This window comes from Neisseria sp., assembly GCF_030523955.1.
Classification (GTDB): Bacteria; Pseudomonadota; Gammaproteobacteria; order Burkholderiales; family Neisseriaceae; genus Neisseria.
Genome location: NZ_JAUNHL010000003.1, coordinates 58,961 through 78,618, shown reverse-complemented (window position 1 = coordinate 78,618; position 19,658 = coordinate 58,961). Strand labels below are relative to the sequence as shown.

Below are 19,658 nucleotides of genomic sequence, written 5' to 3'. Positions count from 1 at the left end.
GGTAAGGGGGGGGGAGTAAAGTTTGGAATTCTTATTTTAACTCACTATAAAATAATCATACCCGGGCTTTGCCCGGGTATTTTTGTGTTAACGGCAATCGCAGGCGCTTAGGCCCGGCTCGATGGATATTTGAAAAAGTAGCCTAAAGTAGTTGGATCGGGCTTGACGGAGGTCAATTAAATCTTATTAACGATAATATATTAAATAACTATAATTCAATATTTATTCATATAGATAAATAGGGTTTTAAAATGAATTGTAAATATATTATCTTTTCGCTTGGCTCGCAACAGGCTTGGCTGCCGCCGAAACGCATCCGCATTGGTCGTATGAAGGCGATAAAAGCAGCCCGGCGCATTGGGGCGAGCTGAGCGAAGCGTTTGCCATGTGCGGCAAGGGCAAAAACCAGTCGCCGGTGGATTTAACCAATGCCATTCACGTTTCGGGCAACAGCATAGATTTCCGCTATCAGCCCGCGCGTTTTCGTATCGAAAACAACGGCCATACGGTTCAGCTTACCCCCGAGGGCGGCGGTGAAACGCTGGATATCGGCGGCAAGAAAATGCAGTTGAAGCAGTTCCACTTCCACACGCCCAGCGAGCACACGTTCAACCACCGCCATTTCCCGATGGAAGCCCATTTCGTGCACCAAAGCAGTACGGGCGAGTTGGCCGTGCTGACGGTGCTGTTTAGAGAAGGCCGAAACAACCCTGCGCTGGAGCAGATTCTGGCCAAACGCTTGAAAACAGGGGAGTCGGTTCAAACGGCCTCACCGTTGGATATCAATGCGTTGTTTCCGGCCGAACGCCGCCATTTCCGCCTGAACGGCTCGCTCACCACGCCGCCGTGCAGCGAAGGGGTGAACTGGGTGGTATTGGAAACGCCGGTCGAAGCGGGCGCAGAGCAGATTAAGGCGATGGCAAAAATGATAGGCTACCCGAATAATCGCCCAGTACAACCTTTGAACGCGCGAATTGTCATTAAGGCAGAATGACACAGGCATCGGCTTGCGCGGCGGTTGTTTTAGAGGGTATGTTCGATGCGCTATATTTAAGAAATGCCTGTCTGAAAAATTTTCAGACAGGCATTTTGTTTTCGGTATTTGAACTATAGCGGATTCACACATTTTCGATACAAGGCGGCAAGCCGAAGACAGTACAAGTAGTAAGGAACCGATTCTGTTGCCGCTTTAGCGGCTTACAAAATCGTTCTCTTCGAGCTTTAGCGCATCAATGCTGTAGCAAAAGTTAAGTTAATCCGCTATACACATGCGAAAGATTCAATAATCCAAATACTTACGCATCAGTTCGCATTTCACCGATACGTCGCGGTTGAGCGGCAGAATGGCTTCGCCCAGCGATTTATAACCGTTGAGCTGGTAGAAAGACACGGAATTGAGCGAGGCATAGAGTTTCATAAAGCCGAAGCCGGCATGGGCGATGATTTCTTCGGCGCGGGTGAGCAGGGCGGTGCCTAGGCCGCGGTTGTGGACGAAGGGGTGTACATATAGGGCGTCGAGTTGCGCTTCTTTTAGATCGACTTGAAAAAAACCGCGGATTTTGCTTTGGTATTCGACCACCCAAACCACTTTGGCGGGATCGTTCAGGGCTTCGCGGTAACTTTCCGGGCGCAAAAGGGCGCTCCAGGCGGCCAACACGCGGCGGTCATAGCTTTGGTCGCAGGTGTATTGCACCGCGTAACGGTGGGCGGTGTAGATGTGGTCGCAATCGCTGGGCAAAGCGGGGCGTAAAACGGTTAATAGGCTCATTTCAGACTCCGAACCTGATGGCTTGGCTTATCCGCGGTTATCGGCAAGCGCGGGTGGTGGTGAATCAGACGGGTAATATTTTCGGGGCAAGGTGCTTATGTTTGTTATTGGTTTCAGACAGGCATGTTATGAACAATATGCCTGTCTGAACATTATTTGGCAAGTGAGGTTAAGCTTTGGTGCAGCTGTTGCGCGGTAGCCAAGGCCTCTTCGGAATCGGCGGCCAACACGGTGAAATGCCCCATTTTACGGCCGGCACGGGCGGCTTTTTTGCCGTATTGGTGCAGATGGGCGGCGGTATGGTTTTGCAAGGGCAGCCAGTTCGGCTCTTCGCCGTTTGCGCCCCACACGTCGCCGAGAATATTGGCCATGCAGCAAGAAGACAGCAGGCGGGTATCGGCCGGCGGCAGGCCGCACATGATGCGTACCTGTTGCTGGAATTGGTCGGCGGCGCAGGCGTCGATGGTGTGGTGGCCGCTGTTGTGCGGGCGCGGGGCGATTTCGTTCACAATCAATTCGTGAGTATCGCCGACGACAAACATTTCTACCGCCAATACGCCGACATAATCCAATTCATCGGCCAAGCGGCGTGCCATTTGCTGCGCCTGTTGCTGCAGATCGGCGCTCAAGCGGGCGGGTACGATGGAATAGGCCAGAATACCGTTTTCGTGGATGTTTTCGGCGGGGTCGAAAGTGCGCACGTTGTCGCTGTTTAAACGGCAAACGATTACCGAAATTTCGCCGCGTAAATCCACCATTTTTTCCAATACGCAATCGACTAGGCCGTGTTGCTCGAAGGCGGCTTTTAATTCGTCCAAAGTTTTTACGCGGATTTGCCCCTTGCCGTCGTAGCCCAAGGTAGCGGTTTTCAGAATGCCGGGCAGCAATACGGCGCTCTTAGCGGTGATGTCGGCGGTTTGGCGGATGGCTTGATAGGGCGCGGTTTGCAGGCCGGCTTTTTGTATCCAGGCTTTTTCCTGAATGCGGTTTTGCGCAATGGCGACACAATCGCCGCTGGGGGAAACCACGGTATGTTGCGCCAGATAGCGCATGGCATCGGCATTGACGTTTTCGAATTCGGTGGTAACGGCGGAACATTGTGCCAATTCGGCCAAAGCGGCTTGATCGTCAAATGCGGCACACAAATGGCGGTCGGCAAATTCGGCGGCGGGGGCGTTGGGGTCGGGATCGAGCACGGTTACGCGGTAGCCCATGGTTTTGGCGGCAACGGTAAACATTCGGCCGAGTTGGCCGCCGCCGAGGATGCCCAGCATGGCGGGAGGGAGGATGGGTGTGGTCATTGGGTGGCCCGGAATATGGTCAAACGAAATATTTAAATATGTGGAGCTGCTGGTTACGGCTTGCCGCCGCTTTGTTTCCTTACTTACTTTTGTTGCGAAATATGCCTGTCTGAAAAATATTTCAGCGGGCTTTAAAAGTGACAGCTAATCCAAAGTAATAAGGAAACAAGATAAGGCTAAGTTTGTTTTCCGCCGTCAAACCGGAGAACGGAGCGTGATTTTAACAAAATACACGGCTAATCGAAAGCTTGCCCGCCAGTCGCAAATGCATGAAAAGTTGATTTAAGCAAAATGATTTTGTCGTTACTGTAGTAAAATTTCATCTTAATTTTGGTTATAATGCGTTTTGTAATTTTATGAATTGTAAAAACGTATTTTAGAAGCTGATTATTAAGTTCTATGGCGCTGTAGGCGGTTTCTGCCGAAAGGTTACGCTTTTAAATCTAATTTTATTTCAGTTTAGGATGTTTTATGGATGTTTCTCTGATTTTGCAATTGGCGGTTTTGCTGGGCGCCATTTTCCTCGGAGTACGCTTGGGCGGCATGGCCATCGGCTATACCGGCGGTTTGGGTGTGGTGGTGCTGGCTTTGGGCTTGGGCATGAAGCCGGGGCATATTCCTTCTGATGTGATTTTGATCATCATGGCGGTGATCGCTGCGATCTCTGCAATGCAGCTGGCGGGCGGCTTGGATTTTCTGGTCAGGGTGGCCGAACGGATTTTGCGGCGGAATCCGAAAAACATCACTTTTCTCGCTCCGGCGGTTACCTACGGTTTGACTTTGCTGGCGGGTACCGGCCACACCGCCTATTCGATGATGCCGGTGATTGTGGAAGTGGCCAAAGGTGAAAACATCAAGCCGTCTGCGCCGTTGAGCGTGGCGGTGGTGGCATCTCAGGTGGCGATTACCGCCTCTCCGGTGAGTGCGGCAGTGGTGTTTATGAGCGGCTTGCTCGAGCCTTTGGGGGTGTCTTATCCCAAGCTTTTGTTGATTTGGATCAGCACCACTTTTGCTGCGTGTATGTTGACGGCATTGTGCGTCAACTTATTTAGCGATTTGGATTTGTCTAACGATGTGGAATATCAGCGGCGGGTGAAGGAAGGATTGGTTTCGCCTGCCATCAAGGAGGATACACGGGTCGAACTACCGGCCGGTGCAAAAAAATCGGTATTAATTTTTACGCTGGGCGTGTTGGCGGTGGTGGTTTATGCTTGTTTGATTTCGCCGGCGCTGGGAATAATCAAGGAGCCGGTATTGCCGCGGGACGGCGCGATTGTCAGTTTTATGATGCTGATTGCGGCGTTGATTGTGTTGGCTTGCCGTTTGGATACCGGCAAGCTGATGGAGATGTCGACGTTTAAATCGGGCATGGCCGCCTGCGTGTGTGTATTGGGCGTGGCTTGGCTGGGCGATACTTTTGTCGCCGGCCATATCGAAGCGGTTAAGGAAACCGCTTCGGCATTGGTGGGCGCTTATCCGTGGCTGCTGGCGGTGGCGCTGTTTTTCGCCAGTATGCTATTGTATTCGCAAGCAGCAACGGCGAAAGCCTTGATGCCGGCGGTGGTTCTGGCGCTGGGCATCACGCCGTCTCATACGGAAGGCGTGGAAATTCTGGTGGCCAGTTTCGCTGCCGTTTCCGCTTTGTTTGTATTGCCGACTTACCCGACTTTGCTGGGTGCGGTGCAGATGGACGACACCGGCAGCACCCGCATCGGCCGCTTTGTCTTCAACCATTCGTTTCTGATTCCGGGCATTGTGGCGATTGTGTTGTCGGTAACGCTGGGTTTTATCGTGGCGCCTATGCTGATTTAAAGTAGCATTGCAATATGATGCCTGTCTGAAAAGTGTTTTCAGACAGGCATTTTCCATCGGGGGTTATTTTGAGCGGAAACTTATTTTTATCAGCCAGCAGGCCATGGCCGGGTTAAGTTGATCCGCTTGAAAAATATCGCTTAATCCTTATCCGTCAGCAGGTGCAGCGCTTCTCGGTATTTGGCAACCGTTTTATCAATCACTTCGGCCGGTACGCGCGGCGCCGGCGCTTGTTTGTTCCATCCGCTTTGTTCCAGCCAATCGCGGATAAACTGTTTATCGAAAGAGGGCGGATTGGTACCGACCTGATATTGGTCGGCCGGCCAGAAACGGCTGGAATCAGGAGTTAATACTTCATCCATCAACGTTAATACGCCGTTTTCGTCTATACCGAATTCGAATTTGGTATCGCAAATAATAATGCCGCGGGTTTTTGCATAGGCAGCCGCCTCGCTGTAGAGGCGGATGGCTTTTTCGCGCACTTCTGCCGCCAATTGCTTGCCGATAATTTTTTCGCAGGCTTCATAGCTGATATTTTCGTCGTGATCGCCCACTTCGGCTTTGGTAGACGGCGTAAAAATCACCTCGGGCAATTGCTGTGCTTCCTGCATGCCTTCCGGCAAGCTGATGCCGCATACCGCGCCGGTTTTCTGATAATCCTTCCAGCCGCTGCCGGCCAGATAGCCACGCACAATCGCTTCCACCTTTACCGGCGTTAATTTCTTGACCACCACCGCACGCTTGGCCAACCATTCCGCTTCATTCTGCGGCAATACATCGTAAACGGTATCACCGGTGAAGTGGTTCGGCATAATATGCGCCAGTTTATCAAACCAAAAATTGGAAATCTGGGTCAGGATTTCGCCTTTTCCGGGCACCGGGTCGTCGAGAATCACATCAAATGCGGAAAGCCGGTCAGAAGCGACCATCAGCATGCGCTTTTCATCGATTTCATACAAATCGCGCACTTTTCCGGAATAGATTTTTTTCAAGCTGATATCGGCCATGATTACCTTCTTTATACAGTGTTCGCCAAAGCGTTTATTCTAACAAATTTTACCCTGCCTTCGGGGTATTTTCCGGCTGTGCGGAAAACAAAACGCATACCCGAAAGCATGCGTTTTCCTAATCAATCAACTTAAGCGGCTGTGGTAATGCTTACAAAACCGCCAATGCCGCATCGTAATCCGGCTCTTCGGTGATTTCCGGTACCAATTGGCTGTACAACACCTGATTGTTTTCATCCAATACCACTACCGCGCGTGCCGTCAGGCCGGCCAGAGGGCCGCTGGTTTGGGCTACGCCGTAATCTTGCGCAAAATTGCTGCGGAAAGCGGAAAGCATGATGGCGTTTTCAATACCCTCGGCACCGCAAAAGCGGGATTGAGCAAACGGCAAATCATGAGAAATGCACAATACCACCGTATTATCCAAAGAAGTGGCTTTTTCGTTGAACTTACGCACCGAAGCCGCGCATACGCCGGTATCCACGCTCGGGAAAATGTTCAGTACTTTGCGCTTGCCGGCAAAATCGTTCAGGCTTTTTTCCGACAAATCACCGGTTACCAAACTAAAATCCGGTGCAGTCTGACCTGCTTGCAAAAAAGTGCCGCTAACCTCAACCGGGTTGCCTTTCAGGGTAACTTGAGACATAAACATTCCTTTCTTTAAGGTGTTAAGCCTTGCACGGCGGCAAGGACGAGGGGTAAACCGAAACTTTGGTTTGTGCCAGCGCAAACAATGTTTCCAATTGGGTTTGCGCCTGAGCTTGCGCGAAGCCAAGGATACCCGCTTTGCAGGCACTCTCCAATACTTGCTGCTTGGCTTTATCCTGAACTTCCTGAAATACGGTTTTATCTATGGGTGTTAAACCCAGCGAACCGGTTTTAATATCGTAAACATCGATATTATCCAGATTCACATTCAAAATCTCTACCGGCGGCAGGCTGAGTATGACCGTGTCGCCGACAATTTGTACGTTTTCAACGGTGAGTTTATCCAAATCCACACCCGCCACTACCTGGCCGCGTGCCATAAAAAGACCGGTTTGCGCATCCTGCCAGAGCATATACCAATTACCCTGTTTTTCCGTTTTGATGATGGTATCGATATGAAAAGCAGTACTTTCCAGCCGGTTCAAGCGCTTGATTTCGGTAAGCACACCTTCGCGGCTGATGGCCTGATGCACCGGTTTTGCTGTTTGCTGCTGTTGGGAATGAGCATAATACCAACCGCCTGCGGCTGCCAGCACCAACAATACGGCAAACAATAAAAAAGATAAAATTTTTTTCATAAGGCCAACATAATGGACAAACTGGATTTTTCAAGCTGCGAATCAATAAAAGAAAAAATTATCGGTTTATATAGCAGATTTAATTAATTTTCGCTACGGCGTTGCTGCGCCTTGCCGTACTACTTGTACTGTCTGCGGCTTGCTGCCTTGTATCGAAAGTTAATTAAATCCGCTATAACAAAAAAATGCCTGTCTGAATGTTTCAGACAGGCATTTATCCATTAAATCAAACTAATCAAACCGTTTCGGTTTTGCCCAACAAGTCGCTCAGCGTTAAATCCACCGAACCGTTTTGGATATAGATACTGTTTTCGTAAACTTTACCGTCTTGTACCCCGGTAAAGGCCAGCGTGCGCAAATCGGGCTGCCAGATCAATTGCGAAGTATCCACCAAATCGGTAAAGGTGATTTTGTCGTAACCTTTTGTAAAGTCGGTGATCACGTCATGGCCGCTATTGCTGTTGATGGTGAAAACGAAGTTGTCTTTACCTTCTCCGCCGGTCAGCGTATCGTTTCCGGCACCGCCGATCAGAATATCGCTGCCTCTGCCGGCAATCAGCACATCATTGCCGCCTTGGCTGCTGGTATCCATCAATTGGGCGTAATGGTTTTTCACAAAGCCGTAAACCTGCGAATCAATGATTTGTGCTTCGGTATAGCTCTCCCACCAAAACGAATCATTGATATACCCGACCATGCCCGAATCATTGAAATTATTGGCTTTCAGATAACCGACAATCGCCTCTTTGGCATTGGCAAAATCGCTGCCTTTAAAGCTTACGCCGCCTACCTCCCAAGCCAGATTGCCAACATTCAAGCGGTCTCCTACCAAAATATCGCTGGGATTTTGCAATACGCGGTCACCGCCTTTAATCACATTGTCTTGTGCGTCGCCTTGATAGGCATCGCCGATTACCAAGTCGGAATAATAAGCTCTGCCGTTTAGCTCGCTAGGCAAACCTGTGCGGTTATCGCCCTCCGTTACACTATATTGATCAGGTCCTAACGGATCGCCGCCAAACCAACCTACCAAGCCTTCCTTCCCAAAATAGGTATAATCAAATTTCGCAGTGGATGTAACCGTATCTACCCCGTTACTTACCGTATATTTTACCGTATCGGTATAGCTCAAAAGGGAAGCATTGTCGCTAAAATGGAAAGAGCCGTCGGCATTAATCTGTAAGGTTCCGCCATCACGTTGGGCGATTTTGCCTGCCGCATAGCGCAAACCGTCTACTTCGAATTCCGTAATGAATACTCCGCCTGCCTGCTCGCCGTTAATCAGGTTGCTGGCATTGGCCAGCAGATTTTTTGTGGTGAGGGGATAGTTATTCACGTTTTCATCGCCGTCGGTCAGTACTGCTTTGGGCAGCGCCGGATAGTTCAGGGTCAGATTCAATTGTGACAAATCGGTTTTAAAACCGTTGCTAACGGTATAGTTGATAACAGGCAGCTTAACTTCACCGGCTATCAAGCCACCTACGGCCAAATCGTAACTGCCGTCTGCATTCAGGGTAAACGCGCCTACCCCGTCGATTTGCGCGGTTTGGCCGGGTTGGTAAACGGCACCTTCGATTTCAAACGAAGTGATTTGGTGGCTGGCGTTGGCCAATACGTTACCCATGGCGCTGCGTTCGCTGGTGGTCAATGATTCGTCGGCATCCGAGGGCGCATCTTGCGTCATTTTCAAATGCAGCGTGGAGGAAGAAGCGCTGTAACCGTTGCTAACGGTAAAGGCGATATCCGGCAGGGCTGCTTTTTCGCTGGCAAGCGCATAAGCGTTTATCACATAGGAACCGTCACGGTTTACCGTAATGTCGCCGATGTTGGCGAGGGTAATGGTTTGGCCGCTGGCGTAATACACGCCGTAAACGGTAAAGCCGGAAACATAGGGCTTGTGGCCGTTTTCCCAATTTTGGCCGCTCAAAAGGTTGCCGCTGTCGATACGGCCGTCCAAAACTTCGGTATGGGTGAGGTTGATGCAGGTGCAGGCTTTTTTATCGGCTTGCGGGTAAGCTTCGCCGCTTACGCCGTCGGCTAGGGTGATGTTCAGTACCGATTGGTCGCTTACCGTACCGTTGTTTACGGTATAGCTGATCGGCGGCACCACTGCGGTGGCCACCCGTTGGCCTTCTACCGACAAATGATAACTGCCGTCTTCATTTAATACGAAGGTACCGATACCGTAGAGGCCGGCAACTTGGCCCGGCTGGTATTTCATGCCGTTGATGGTGAAACCTTCGATTTTCAATACCGCATAATCGGGATTAACCGCATTGTCGAGTACGTTGCCGCGCAATTGATTGCTTGTTGCCGTTACGTTTTCATCGTCGTCGCTGAAAACCGGTTTCGGCTCCGGCTGCGGTTTGGGATTGGGCAGGCATTCTTCAGCCACCGGTTTGCGGGGAAAATCGTGATGATGCTTGCTACCGTGTTTGCCTTTGCCGGAATAGCCAAAGAGCGCATCATAAGCGTATTTGCCGTGGCCGTAATCTGAAAATTTGATTGGTTTGGATTTTGCGGCGCCTTTTTTACCGGCATCCCAAATGCCTGTCTGAACGGTTTTGCCGAAATTACCGATATGTTCTAACGTAATTTCCGGCTTCTTTGCCGCCGCTTTATTAAAATCATGCTGATGAATCGATTTACTGTTTTTTCGAGCCATTCTCGCCTCTCCGTAGATGTTGGTTCTAATTAAAAATTCATGCTAAAAAGTTAATTTAAGCATGGGAAGGTATATTTTAGTTAAAAAAACTGTTTTTTGCAAAGCTGTTTTTTATTAAGATAACAATCGATTTATTATTCTGAAGTAATCATCTATCTATATACAATTTCATGATTGTATTTGTTTTTTCAGACAGGCATTTCATTCTGCCGTTTGCCTGAAGGCATAAGCCCATGTCAAAATACGGCGGTTTGTGTATAAACAGGTTTACAAATGCTGAAATTCCTGTAAATACACTTTTTGCGACATCTGGGCAGTTAAATTAATGTGAAAACAAATCACGGAAAAATTAAATAACAATATGAAAATAATGAATATTTTTTATTTTCACGCGGTTTACACGATTTAGCGGGCGAACCTCGTGCGCCGTTCGCGTTCATAATACACACGCAGCCCGTCCTTTCCGGCGGCCTGCACATGAAAAGACCACAAAAGGAATGATGATGAATACACGTTTTTCGCTGAAAACCCTTTCTGCCCTGGCACTGGCCGGCACCATCGGTTTCGCGCAGGCCGGTGCAATCGATGCCCTGAAAAAATTCAACAGCGATGCCGACGGCTTGAGCGGCTCGTTCAGCCAAACCGTTAAAAACAAAAAGAAAACCCAAACCGCCAGCGGTTCCTTCAAAATCCAACGCCCCGGCCTTTTCCGCTGGGAATACACCACTCCTTATAAACAAGTGATTGTCGGCGACGGCAAAACCATCTGGTTATACGATGTGGATTTGAAACAGGTAACCAAGTCCAACCAAAACCAAACCATCGGCGACAGCCCGGCGGCGATTTTGTCGAACAAAACCGCATTGGACGCCAGCTACAGCCTGAAAGAAGACGGCTCTGCCGGCGGCGTGGATTATGTATTGGCTACGCCGAAGAAAAATAACGCGGGCTATAAATACATCCGCATCGGTTTTAAAGGCGATGTGCTCAACAGCATGCAGCTGAAAGACAGCTTCGGCAACGAAACCGCGATTTCTTTCAATAATATCAACACCAAACCGGGTTTGGCGCGCAGCACTTTCACCTTCACCCCGCCTAAAGGTGTGGACGTGTTGAGCCGTTAAATAGCAACCAAACATCACCCTATGCCTGTCTGAAAGTTTTTTCAGACAGGCATTTTTGCGCCCAAATATAAAAGCAGTGCAAAACGATAAGGCCAGCGTTATAATTCTGCAGTTTTGTGTAAAGAAAGCGTTACCATGCAACATTTCAAACAAGCGGTTTCGGGCGCGCAGATTTTATTTGTCGCCTTCGGCGCCATGGTTCTGGTGCCTTTGCTCACCGGCTTAAATCCCGCCATGGCCCTGCTCGGCGCCGGTATCGGCACTTTGCTGTTCCAATTTACCACCGGTTTTAAAGTGCCGATTTTCCTCGGCTCTTCTTTTGCCTTTATTGCCCCGATTATTTACAGCATGCAGGAATGGGGCATGGGCGCAACCATGTTCGGCCTGTTTGCCGCCGGTTTTATGTATTTCGTTTTCGCCGCATTGATTAAGTGGCGCGGGCTGGCGGCAGTTCACAAATTGCTTCCGCCGGTCGTGATCGGCCCAGTGATTATGGTCATCGGTTTGTCGGTGGCCGCTGTAGCGAGCCAGATGGCGATGGGCCAAGCCGGCGGCAAGCAGGTGGTGGACTACGGCCAAGCGCTGCTGCTTTCGGGCTTTACCTTTGCGATTACCGTGTTGGTGGCGGTGTTCGGCAGCAGAATGATGAAGCTGATTCCGATTTTAATCGGTGTGGCCAGCGGCTATGTTGCGGCCTGGATGATGGGATTGGTAGACACTTCGGGTATTGCGGCGGCACCGTGGTTTGCCGTACCCGAATTTCACAGCCCGGAAGTGAATTGGCAAGCAGCTTTATTTATGTTGCCGGTAGCGATTGCCCCTGCGATCGAGCACATCGGCGGCGTGATGGCCATCGGCAAGGTAACCGGTAAGGATTACGCGGCCGACCCCGGCCTGCACAGAACCTTGGGCGGCGACGGCTTGGGCGTATGCGTGGCCGGTTTAATCGGCGGCCCGCCGGTAACCACTTACGGTGAAGTAACCGGCGCGGTGATGCTGACCAAAAACAGTAATCCGTTCATCATGACTTGGGCGGCGGTATTCGCTATCTGCATGGCTTTTTTCGGCAAATTCAATGCGTTTTTGGCGTCAATCCCATTGCCGGTTATGGGCGGCGTGATGATTTTGCTCTTTGGCACCATTGCTTCTTTGGGTTTGAAAACGCTGATCGATGCCAAAGTGGATCTGATGCAGCCGAAAAATCTGGTGATTGTCAGCTCCGTGTTAACCACAGGCGTCGGCGGCATGGTTATCAAAGCCGGCAGCATCAGTTTTGCCGGTGTCGGTTTGTGCGCCATTCTGGCGATTTTGCTTAACATGCTGCTGCCTAACCGGGAAGAGATTCATAAAGTAAACGAAAATACCTGATCAATTAGTAAATAAAAAATGCCTGTCTGAAAAAAGTTTTCAGACAGGCATTTTTATTCAATCAGATTTAAGCGGAAGCTTTTTTCAGGATTTCAAACAATTGGTCTTTCAGTGCCAATTTTTTTACTTTGAGGTCTTCGATTTCTTCGGCGGCCGAAACGGCGGTAACCTCGTTATTGATCAGGCCGGTGATCTTGTCGTCAAGCTCGTTGTGCTCGTCAAACAGGCGGGCAAAGTGTGCATCTTCTTGTTTTAATTTGGTGATCAAATCGCGGTATTCGGGAAACATAATTTATCCTCATAAGTTATTAAGAAAACAAAAATTACAAAGCATGGAACGAACATCGATTGCTATGGTACGCCCCTTGTTCCATTTATCTTTATTATAACAAAGCCGCGGTTTCACGCCACTACATTCTTAAGTATTCTGCTTAACCCAATGCTTATTTTGCTCTACAATCTCAACCGAACCTTTTTAGAAAAGTCTTAACACATGAACCCGATCATCCAGCAATTGCTCAATCACCGTACCTACCGCCAATTCCAACGCGGCGAAACTCTTGCGACCGATACCGTCGACACCATCATCGCCTGCGCCCAGCAGGCACCTTCTTGGATGAACGGCCAGCACTATACTTTGCTGAATATCGCCGATCCGGCATTACGCGCACAGATTGCCGAGCTGCAACCCAATAACCCGCAAATCGCCGAATGCGCACTTTACCTGATTTTTATTGCCGATCTGCATAAGGCCGATTTGTGTCGGCAAGCTTATGAAGGCAGTTTTGCCGCCGCCGGCACGCCCGATGCGTTTATGACTGCGGTTACCGATGCTTCGTTGGCCGCGCAAAATGCGCTGATTGCCGCCGAAAGCCTTGGCTATGCCACCTGTTTTACCGGCGGCATCCGCTTGATTGCACCGCAATTGGTCGAATTGCTGGGACTGCCCGAACACACCTTCCCCTTGTTCGGTCTCTGCATCGGCAGCCCTGCGGTGGAAATGCGCCTCAAACCGCGCTTGCCGCGCGCCGCCGTTTATGCCGAAAACCGTTATCCTTCCGATGAAACCTTATTGGACAATCTGGCGGCTTACGAGCAAACCATGACCGATTTCGGCGAAGCACGCGAAAAACTACCGTATCGTGAAAAATTCGCCCGTTTTTACAGCAATCCTTATGCTCCCGATAATATTGAGCTGATGCAGCGCATGGGTTGGCTCAATTGGTATAGCGGATTTAATTAATTTTCGATGCAAGGCAGCAAGCCGCAGACAGTACAAATAGTACGGCAAGGCGCGGCAACGCCGTAGCGAAAGTTAAGTTAATCCGCTATATAAAAAATAAACACAAACAGGCTCTCTATTTTCAGACAGGCATTTGCAAATGGCGGCGAAGCTTAAAATCTTCCGACATCTCTACGGCATCGGCAACCATTTCATTATGCCGGAAGGCCGTAGCGAATGGTGGCCGCTGAACGACAGCGTTTGGGAACAGATGCCGCTGATGCAGGAGCCTTTTGTGTTTACTCCCGAAGCGTCGCTGTTTAGCGATGATTTCGAACAACAGTTGCGCGTACGGATGAAAATCGCCGCCCAAAGCACAGACGAAAGATTGGAACAAGCTTTGCGCGAAGAAATCCTGCGCGATCTGGCTCGCGATTTAAAAGCCAGTCTGAACGAAGACCAATTGGCCGAGGCAATCGACCACCTGATGCAATACGATTCTTTATTTAAATAACGACATACCTTCATCATGCAAATCTATCTGGTTGGCGGCGCCGTACGCGACGCCTTACTCGGTTTGCCGGTAAAAGACCGCGACTGGGTGGTGGTCGGCGCCGACGCCGATACTATGCTCGCTGCCGGCTACCAACCGGTCGGCGCTGATTTTCCGGTTTTCCTGCATCCGAAAAGCAAGGAAGAATATGCCCTTGCGCGCACCGAGCGCAAAACCGCCAAAGGTTATGCCGGTTTCAGCTTTTATACCGATAAGAGCGTTACCCTCGAGCAGGATTTATTGCGGCGCGATCTTACCATCAACGCCATGGCGGAAGACGAACACGGCCGCCTGATCGATCCCTTCGGCGGCCGCCAAGATTTGGCCGACGGCATCTTGCGCCACGTTTCCCCCGCATTTGCCGAAGACCCGGTGCGCATTTTGCGTACCGCCCGTTTTGCCGCCCGCTATGGTTTTCGAATCGCATCCGAAACACTGCAACTGATGCGGCAGATGGTCGACAACGGAGAAGCCAATGCATTGGTGGCCGAGCGCGTGTGGCAGGAGTTGGCCAAAGGGCTGATGGAGGAACATCCCGAGCGCATGATGGAAGCCTTGCGCAGCTGTGGCGCCTTGCGGGTGATTCTGCCCGAAGTCGACGCTTTATTCGGCGTGCCTCAACGTGCCGACTATCATCCCGAAATCGACAGCGGTGTGCACACCTTAATGGTGTTGCAACGTACCGCCGCTTTGCAATTGAGCCTGCCGGAACGCTATGCCGCACTGTTGCACGACTTGGGAAAAGCACTCACGCCGGCCGATATTTTGCCCAGTCATTACGGTCACGATGCGGCCGGCCTACCGTTGGTGCGTGAAGTCAACCGGCGCTGGCGGGTACCGAAAGCCTGCGCCGAGTTGGCCGAGCTGGTTTGCCGCTGGCACATCATGTTGCACAGCGTCGCCCAACAAAAACCGGCCACCGTATTGAATACATTAAAAAAAACCGATGCATTCCGTCGCCCCGAACGTTTCAGACAGGCATTAAACGTTTGCTTGGCGGATCAGCAAGGCCGTTTGGGCAAAGAAAACAGTCCCTATCCGCAGTATGAACATTGGCTCGCCTTGCTCGCCGCCGCCGCATCGGTAAACAGCGCCGCCATTGCTGCGGAATATGCGGGTGACAGGCAACGGATTTCCGAAGCCATAGACCGCGCCCGTTTGGCTGCCATCACTCCTTTGCAACAGGCCTACCGTCAGCAGTCGAAAGAGCAGCATTAACAAACACAGATCTTTGTAAAACTTCTTTTGCTATGCTTTGATCAATCGGCATCATATTGAATCGTGGTTTCAGATGTCTTTGTTAAATAAAGCATTACATAGAAAATCAATTTAAGAAAACGCACGCGTCAAGCTTGGATACGACGGAAACTGGTTCGAATAAGTGAATTTGCCATATGGACTTAAATGATTGAATTCATAACAATGCCTGTCTGAAAAAGTGCTGGTGCAGATTTTTTTCAGACAGGCATTGGCTTTTTTGTTTTAAACGGATATCAACCGTCCAACTGCTCGTTATGGCGCGCGAGGATGGTGCGCTTGTTGGCGTGATCCGGCGGGGAAATAATGCCGTCGGCCTCCATTTGGTCGATTAAAGTAGCGGCACGGTTATAACCGATGCGTAAAAAGCGTTGCAGCGAGGAAATGGTTGGCTTTTGCGATTTGATGACGGCGGCAACAGCTTCGTCGTATAACTCGTCGCGCTCGTTTTCGCGGGCGGCTCCGGGAGCATTGCTGAAAATATCATCGCCGCCTACACCTGCGGTGAGGATATCTTCAATGTAATCCGGTTCGCCGGTTTGCTTGAGGAAATCGACCACGGCATGCACTTCGTTATCTTGTACAAAGGCGCCATGTACGCGTTGCGGGTAGCCGGTACCCGGCGGCAGGAACAGCATATCGCCTTGGCCCAACAGGTTTTCCGCGCCCATTTGGTCTAAGATGGTACGGCTGTCGACTTTGCTGGAAACTTGAAAGGCGATGCGGGTGGGAATATTGGCTTTAATCAGGCCGGTAATCACGTCTACGCTCGGGCGTTGGGTAGCAAGAATCAGGTGGATGCCCGATGCGCGCGCTTTTTGGGCGATGCGGGCAATGAGTTCTTCAATTTTCTTGCCGGCGGTCATCATCAAATCGGCAAATTCGTCTACCACCACCACAATGAAGGGCAGTTTTTCCAGCGGTTCGGGATCATCTGCATTCAGGCTGAACGGATTGCGGATTTTGCGCCCTTGTTGCTGGGCTTCCAGAATTTTTTCGTTGTAGCCGGCCAGATTGCGCACGCCCAGATGGCTCATCAGGCGGTAGCGTTTTTCCATTTCGTTAACGCACCAAGTCAATGCGTTAGCGGCCAGCCGCATATCGGTAACCACCGGCGCCAGCAAATGCGGGATGCCTTCGTAAATGGAAAGCTCCAGCATTTTCGGATCAATCATAATCATGCGCACGTCTTCCGGCGAGGCTTTATACAACATCGACAGAATCATGGCGTTGACGCCCACCGATTTGCCGGAACCGGTAGTGCCGGCAACCAAAAGGTGCGGCGCTTTGGCCAAATCGGTAACCACCGGCTCGCCGATGATGTTTTGGCCTAGAGCCAGAGTGAGCTTGGAACGGCTTTCGCGAAATTGCGGCGAATTGAAAATTTCAGACAGGCGTATCACTTGCCGCTTCGGGTTGGGCAACTCTAAGCCCATACAGGTTTTGCCGGGAATGGTTTCTACGACGCGGATGGAGGCGACGCCGAGCGAGCGGGCCAGGTCTTTTTCCAGATTAAGCACCGCATTGCCGCGCACGCCGACATCGGGTTCGATTTCGTAGCGGGTAATCACCGGGCCGGCATAGGCGTCGACCACTTTGACTTTCACTTTGAATTCGCCGAGTTTTTCTTCAATGGTAATGCTGTTTTCCAACAGGGCTTCTTCCGATTGGGTAGCGCTGCTGTCGAATTGCGGCGGCATCAGCAGTGAAACATCGGGCAGAGTACCGAAAGCCGGCTCTTCTGCATGATGATGTGTTGTAGCGGCCGACGTGGGGACGGTGAGATCAGCGTTAACGGCAGCTTGAATGTCGTTAAGCAAGGCCTCATCGGCTTCGGTGTTTTCGATAAAAGCCGGATAGCCGCTGCTGTTTAATTCTTCATCGGAAACCTGAAATGAAGAGGTATCGGATTCCCAACCGAATGATGGGAACGGGTGAACATCATCTTCCGATTCGCTGATTAAGCGGTCGCTGATCGACCATTCCGGATGATCGGTAATGTGTGCATTCACCGGCGGCGGAGGCGGCGGCTCGGGCAGGTGGGTTTGCGGCGGTTCGCTGAATGCGGGCGGCGGCGGAATATCGATTTGCGGCGCGGGCGTTTCGGGAACCGGCGGCGGTTCGACTACCGTAGCATCGGGTGCCGGATTGGTTTTAACGGCAGCAGCCGGCATGCGGGAGGGCTGATACAAAGGCGGGCGCGACGGTTTGTTCAAACCGGCGGCCACCATCGGACGGGGGCGAACCAAGTCGGCAGGTGCGGCAAACGATTCCACCTGCGTAGACGGCCAGCCGTTGTTTTGCGGGGCAGGCGTGGTTTGGCGGCGCAAACGGCGGCTTCCGGGCGCATTGTTGCGAGCCAGATTGGCAAAAACTTCATCTGCCGGAATAATCTCGGGCACATTGAAGGAAGAGAAGTTTTCTTGCTGGCGGCTGTAATGGCCGAGCTGCTGCCATTGCAGGTTGGAATGAATATCCGATTCGTCAATCAGGCGGGCGGATCGCGGTGTGTGGCGAAAGCCTTGTAATTCGGGGCGGAAGTTTTCCTGATAGAGTTTATTAACCTCGGCGATGGTGCGGGCTCGGGTACGTTCGACGGCAGGATCATCCAAAGTAATGGTTTTTACCGGTCGGCTGGCCAATACCGGCTGCGGTGCTTCGGAAACCGGATGAACGTTACGGGTCGCTTCTTCCAGCGTAATCACCGGCAAGTCTGCGGCCGGTTTTTTCGGTGTACGAAGCATTTCGGGATCACGTTCGAATTCCACGATCTCCACTTCATGGCGGTGGAAATGCGGCAGCGAGGCGGGGTGCATCAATTCCTCAGCGGTAATGATCGGAGAATCGGTTTCGGAAGTTTTCCCGGCTGTGCTATGGTTGGCGGAGTCGGCCAGATAAGAGCCGATGGAGATATTGTTATCCGAAGTACGTACCTGTTGCTGCTGTTGGGCAACGGTTTGGCGCAAACGGTTGGCTGCGGCATGGCGGCTGTTTGGGGATTCCGGCACTTCGGCAAAAGAGAGGCTCTCGGCATCGGCGGTACCGGCGAAAATCGGTAATTCATCAACGCTGTGCGCATCGGGATCAAGCTTGCCGAGCAGGGCGTCCAGCTTTTGGTGGTTGCGTTTGGGGGCGACTTCGCGCAGTTTTTCTACCGTGCGTGTATAAACGGCACGGCTTTCTTCTGCGGCTTTTTGGTTGCTGCGGCTGTTTTGCAGATTAGGGTTGGCGCCGCGAATGTCGCGGGCTTCTTTGACGTTTTCGGGCAAAGGGGCGGGGCGCCCGCTTTCGTGGCGGCGGAAATAGGCGACTTCGCGCTGCCATTCACGGTCTTGCTGGTGGCGCACCCACAGCAAAGAAGCGATGATGCACAAAATCAGAAACAACAGGATCCACAACATGGTTTTAACTGCGGCTTTCGTTTGAAGGGTCTGCAAAATAAAGGCGGTATTTTATCTTGTTTTCGTTTTTTATTCTATTTGTTTGCACGCGCAGATAGGCAGATGGGCAAACAAGTGGTTTGGGCAGCCGTTTGCCCTGCGTTATATAATGGGCTGGTAAATGGCATGCGATTTTAGGAATATAAGATGAATTTTTTGGCGGATTGGTTTCCTAAGCCTTGGTTGGCGGCGGCTTGGTTGGTATGGGCATTGTTGTTGCTGGCAACGGTGCGGCCGGCTTTTGCTGCGATGAGGACCAACGGCAGGGCGGTGGCGGTATCGGTGCTGATTCTCTCGGTATTATGGTCTTTGCGCGCCGGGGTTTCGGAAGGTCATCTGCATGATATGACTTATCATCTGTTGGGGTTGAGCTTGGTGGCGTTGATGCTGGATGCGGCAGCGGCGTTTTGGTTGGGCAGTTTGCTGCTTGCTGCTTATCTGACGCTGTTGCAGGGTTGGGGGGCGTTGCCGGTTTGGGGCATCAATGCCTTGGCAACGGTATTGACGCCGGTGGCGGTATGTTGGGCGATACGCGGCTTTGCGGCTCGAAAATTGCCGCATCATTTGTTTATCTATATTTTTATCAACGGGTTTTTTGCGGCGGCTTTGTCTATGCTGATTACCGGGGCGGTGGTAATCGCGCTTTTGGATGTGGCCAATATTTATGCGGATGTGCCTTTATGGTCGACGGCGTTTATGGTTTTTTTTCTGATTACCTGGGGCGAGGCGTTTTTGAGCGGCCTTCTGACGGCGATTTTTGTGGCGTTTGCACCGCAATTGTTGGCGACCTTTGATGATAAGCATTATTTGCAGCGGCAGAGCGATTTGTGGAAATAATAATGATGGGGGCGGATG

16 protein-coding genes are annotated in these 19,658 nt (G+C 51.1%); 8 read left to right on the top strand and 8 right to left on the bottom strand.

Features of this window, described 5'->3' with window-relative positions; all coding sequences use genetic code 11:
* Positions 1-295: 295 nt before the first annotated feature.
* On the top strand, positions 296-994 hold the full coding sequence (locus Q4C79_RS01480) for a carbonic anhydrase (protein ID WP_303089261.1): 699 nt from the start codon (positions 296-298) through the stop codon (positions 992-994).
* A 285-nt stretch (positions 995-1,279) separates the two neighbouring features.
* Here Q4C79_RS01480 and Q4C79_RS01475 read toward each other — a convergent pair whose 3' ends face one another.
* Both Q4C79_RS01475 and Q4C79_RS01470 read right to left on the bottom strand, forming a co-directional pair.
* The gene (locus Q4C79_RS01475) at positions 1,280-1,768 is read right to left on the bottom strand and encodes a GNAT family N-acetyltransferase (RefSeq protein WP_303089260.1); all 489 of its coding nucleotides are present in this window, start codon (positions 1,766-1,768) and stop codon (positions 1,280-1,282) included.
* A gap of 152 nt (positions 1,769-1,920) precedes the next feature.
* Positions 1,921-3,069: a 5-(carboxyamino)imidazole ribonucleotide synthase gene (locus Q4C79_RS01470; RefSeq protein WP_303089259.1), complete on the bottom strand. Its 1,149-nt coding sequence runs from the start codon at positions 3,067-3,069 to the stop codon at positions 1,921-1,923.
* A 471-nt stretch (positions 3,070-3,540) separates the two neighbouring features.
* Here Q4C79_RS01470 and Q4C79_RS01465 point away from each other — a divergent pair, with 471 nt between their 5' ends.
* The gene (locus Q4C79_RS01465) at positions 3,541-4,881 is read left to right on the top strand and encodes an anaerobic C4-dicarboxylate transporter (protein WP_303089258.1); all 1,341 of its coding nucleotides are present in this window, start codon (positions 3,541-3,543) and stop codon (positions 4,879-4,881) included.
* Positions 4,882-5,021: 140 nt separating this feature from the next.
* On the opposite strand, the gene Q4C79_RS01460 is transcribed toward Q4C79_RS01465, so the two are convergent.
* From Q4C79_RS01460 to Q4C79_RS01445, 4 genes are all read right to left on the bottom strand, one after another.
* Positions 5,022-5,888, bottom strand: a complete 867-nt coding sequence (locus Q4C79_RS01460) for a phosphoribosylaminoimidazolesuccinocarboxamide synthase (RefSeq protein ID WP_303089257.1) — start codon at positions 5,886-5,888, stop codon at positions 5,022-5,024.
* Between the two features lie 151 nt (positions 5,889-6,039).
* The gene (gene tpx / locus Q4C79_RS01455) at positions 6,040-6,534 is read right to left on the bottom strand and encodes a thiol peroxidase (protein ID WP_303089256.1); all 495 of its coding nucleotides are present in this window, start codon (positions 6,532-6,534) and stop codon (positions 6,040-6,042) included.
* Between the two features lie 22 nt (positions 6,535-6,556).
* Positions 6,557-7,174 carry a DUF4230 domain-containing protein gene (locus tag Q4C79_RS01450; protein ID WP_303089255.1) on the bottom strand — a complete coding sequence of 206 codons (618 nt, stop codon included), beginning with the start codon at positions 7,172-7,174 and terminating at the stop codon, positions 6,557-6,559.
* A gap of 235 nt (positions 7,175-7,409) precedes the next feature.
* A complete protein-coding gene (locus tag Q4C79_RS01445) occupies positions 7,410-9,839 on the bottom strand; it encodes a hypothetical protein (protein ID WP_303089254.1) in 2,430 nt (809 codons plus the stop codon).
* Positions 9,840-10,339: 500 nt separating this feature from the next.
* Between Q4C79_RS01445 and lolA the strand changes: the two genes are divergently transcribed.
* Positions 10,340-10,963, top strand: a complete 624-nt coding sequence (lolA, locus tag Q4C79_RS01440; protein ID WP_303089266.1) for an outer membrane lipoprotein chaperone LolA — start codon at positions 10,340-10,342, stop codon at positions 10,961-10,963.
* A 135-nt stretch (positions 10,964-11,098) separates the two neighbouring features.
* On the top strand, positions 11,099-12,331 hold the full coding sequence (locus Q4C79_RS01435) for a uracil-xanthine permease family protein (protein ID WP_303089253.1): 1,233 nt from the start codon (positions 11,099-11,101) through the stop codon (positions 12,329-12,331).
* A 67-nt stretch (positions 12,332-12,398) separates the two neighbouring features.
* On the opposite strand, the gene Q4C79_RS01430 is transcribed toward Q4C79_RS01435, so the two are convergent.
* Entirely contained in the window at positions 12,399-12,620 is a 222-nt protein-coding gene (locus Q4C79_RS01430; RefSeq protein WP_303089252.1) for a YdcH family protein, read from the bottom strand.
* 204 nt (positions 12,621-12,824) lie between these two features.
* Here Q4C79_RS01430 and Q4C79_RS01425 point away from each other — a divergent pair, with 204 nt between their 5' ends.
* From Q4C79_RS01425 to Q4C79_RS01415, 3 genes are all read left to right on the top strand, one after another.
* Entirely contained in the window at positions 12,825-13,574 is a 750-nt protein-coding gene (locus Q4C79_RS01425) for a nitroreductase family protein (RefSeq protein ID WP_303089251.1), read from the top strand.
* Between the two features lie 139 nt (positions 13,575-13,713).
* Positions 13,714-14,067 carry a hypothetical protein gene (locus Q4C79_RS01420; protein WP_303089250.1) on the top strand — a complete coding sequence of 118 codons (354 nt, stop codon included), beginning with the start codon at positions 13,714-13,716 and terminating at the stop codon, positions 14,065-14,067.
* 15 nt (positions 14,068-14,082) lie between these two features.
* Positions 14,083-15,324 carry a multifunctional CCA addition/repair protein gene (locus Q4C79_RS01415; RefSeq protein WP_303089249.1) on the top strand — a complete coding sequence of 414 codons (1,242 nt, stop codon included), beginning with the start codon at positions 14,083-14,085 and terminating at the stop codon, positions 15,322-15,324.
* Positions 15,325-15,599: 275 nt separating this feature from the next.
* Here the strand turns inward: Q4C79_RS01415 and Q4C79_RS01410 are convergent, their stop codons facing one another.
* Positions 15,600-18,764 (bottom strand): DNA translocase FtsK, encoded by a 3,165-nt coding sequence (locus Q4C79_RS01410; RefSeq protein ID WP_303089248.1) that lies wholly within the window; start codon positions 18,762-18,764, stop codon positions 15,600-15,602.
* Positions 18,765-18,950: 186 nt separating this feature from the next.
* On the opposite strand from Q4C79_RS01410, the gene Q4C79_RS01405 reads away from it, so the two are divergent.
* Positions 18,951-19,640: an energy-coupling factor ABC transporter permease gene (locus Q4C79_RS01405; protein WP_303089247.1), complete on the top strand. Its 690-nt coding sequence runs from the start codon at positions 18,951-18,953 to the stop codon at positions 19,638-19,640.
* Positions 19,641-19,658: the final 18 nt, after the last annotated feature.

Bases quoted from the DNA above. Each gene is read 5' to 3' on its own strand.
- Q4C79_RS01420 (WP_303089250.1), top strand. From the start codon at position 13,714: ATGGCGGCGAAGCTTAAAATCTTCCGACATCTCTACGGCATCGGCAAC.
- Q4C79_RS01430 (WP_303089252.1), bottom strand. From the start codon at position 12,620: ATGTTTCCCGAATACCGCGATTTGATCACCAAATTAAAACAAGAAGAT.
- Q4C79_RS01470 (WP_303089259.1), bottom strand. From the start codon at position 3,069: ATGACCACACCCATCCTCCCTCCCGCCATGCTGGGCATCCTCGGCGGC.
- Q4C79_RS01425 (WP_303089251.1), top strand. From the start codon at position 12,825: ATGAACCCGATCATCCAGCAATTGCTCAATCACCGTACCTACCGCCAA.
- Q4C79_RS01415 (WP_303089249.1), top strand. From the start codon at position 14,083: ATGCAAATCTATCTGGTTGGCGGCGCCGTACGCGACGCCTTACTCGGT.
- Q4C79_RS01450 (WP_303089255.1), bottom strand. From the start codon at position 7,174: ATGAAAAAAATTTTATCTTTTTTATTGTTTGCCGTATTGTTGGTGCTG.
- Q4C79_RS01445 (WP_303089254.1), bottom strand. From the start codon at position 9,839: ATGGCTCGAAAAAACAGTAAATCGATTCATCAGCATGATTTTAATAAA.
- Q4C79_RS01435 (WP_303089253.1), top strand. From the start codon at position 11,099: ATGCAACATTTCAAACAAGCGGTTTCGGGCGCGCAGATTTTATTTGTC.
- Q4C79_RS01475 (WP_303089260.1), bottom strand. From the start codon at position 1,768: ATGAGCCTATTAACCGTTTTACGCCCCGCTTTGCCCAGCGATTGCGAC.
- Q4C79_RS01410 (WP_303089248.1), bottom strand. From the start codon at position 18,764: ATGTTGTGGATCCTGTTGTTTCTGATTTTGTGCATCATCGCTTCTTTG.
- tpx (WP_303089256.1), bottom strand. From the start codon at position 6,534: ATGTCTCAAGTTACCCTGAAAGGCAACCCGGTTGAGGTTAGCGGCACT.
- lolA (WP_303089266.1), top strand. From the start codon at position 10,340: ATGATGAATACACGTTTTTCGCTGAAAACCCTTTCTGCCCTGGCACTG.
- Q4C79_RS01465 (WP_303089258.1), top strand. From the start codon at position 3,541: ATGGATGTTTCTCTGATTTTGCAATTGGCGGTTTTGCTGGGCGCCATT.
- Q4C79_RS01460 (WP_303089257.1), bottom strand. From the start codon at position 5,888: ATGGCCGATATCAGCTTGAAAAAAATCTATTCCGGAAAAGTGCGCGAT.
- Q4C79_RS01405 (WP_303089247.1), top strand. From the start codon at position 18,951: ATGAATTTTTTGGCGGATTGGTTTCCTAAGCCTTGGTTGGCGGCGGCT.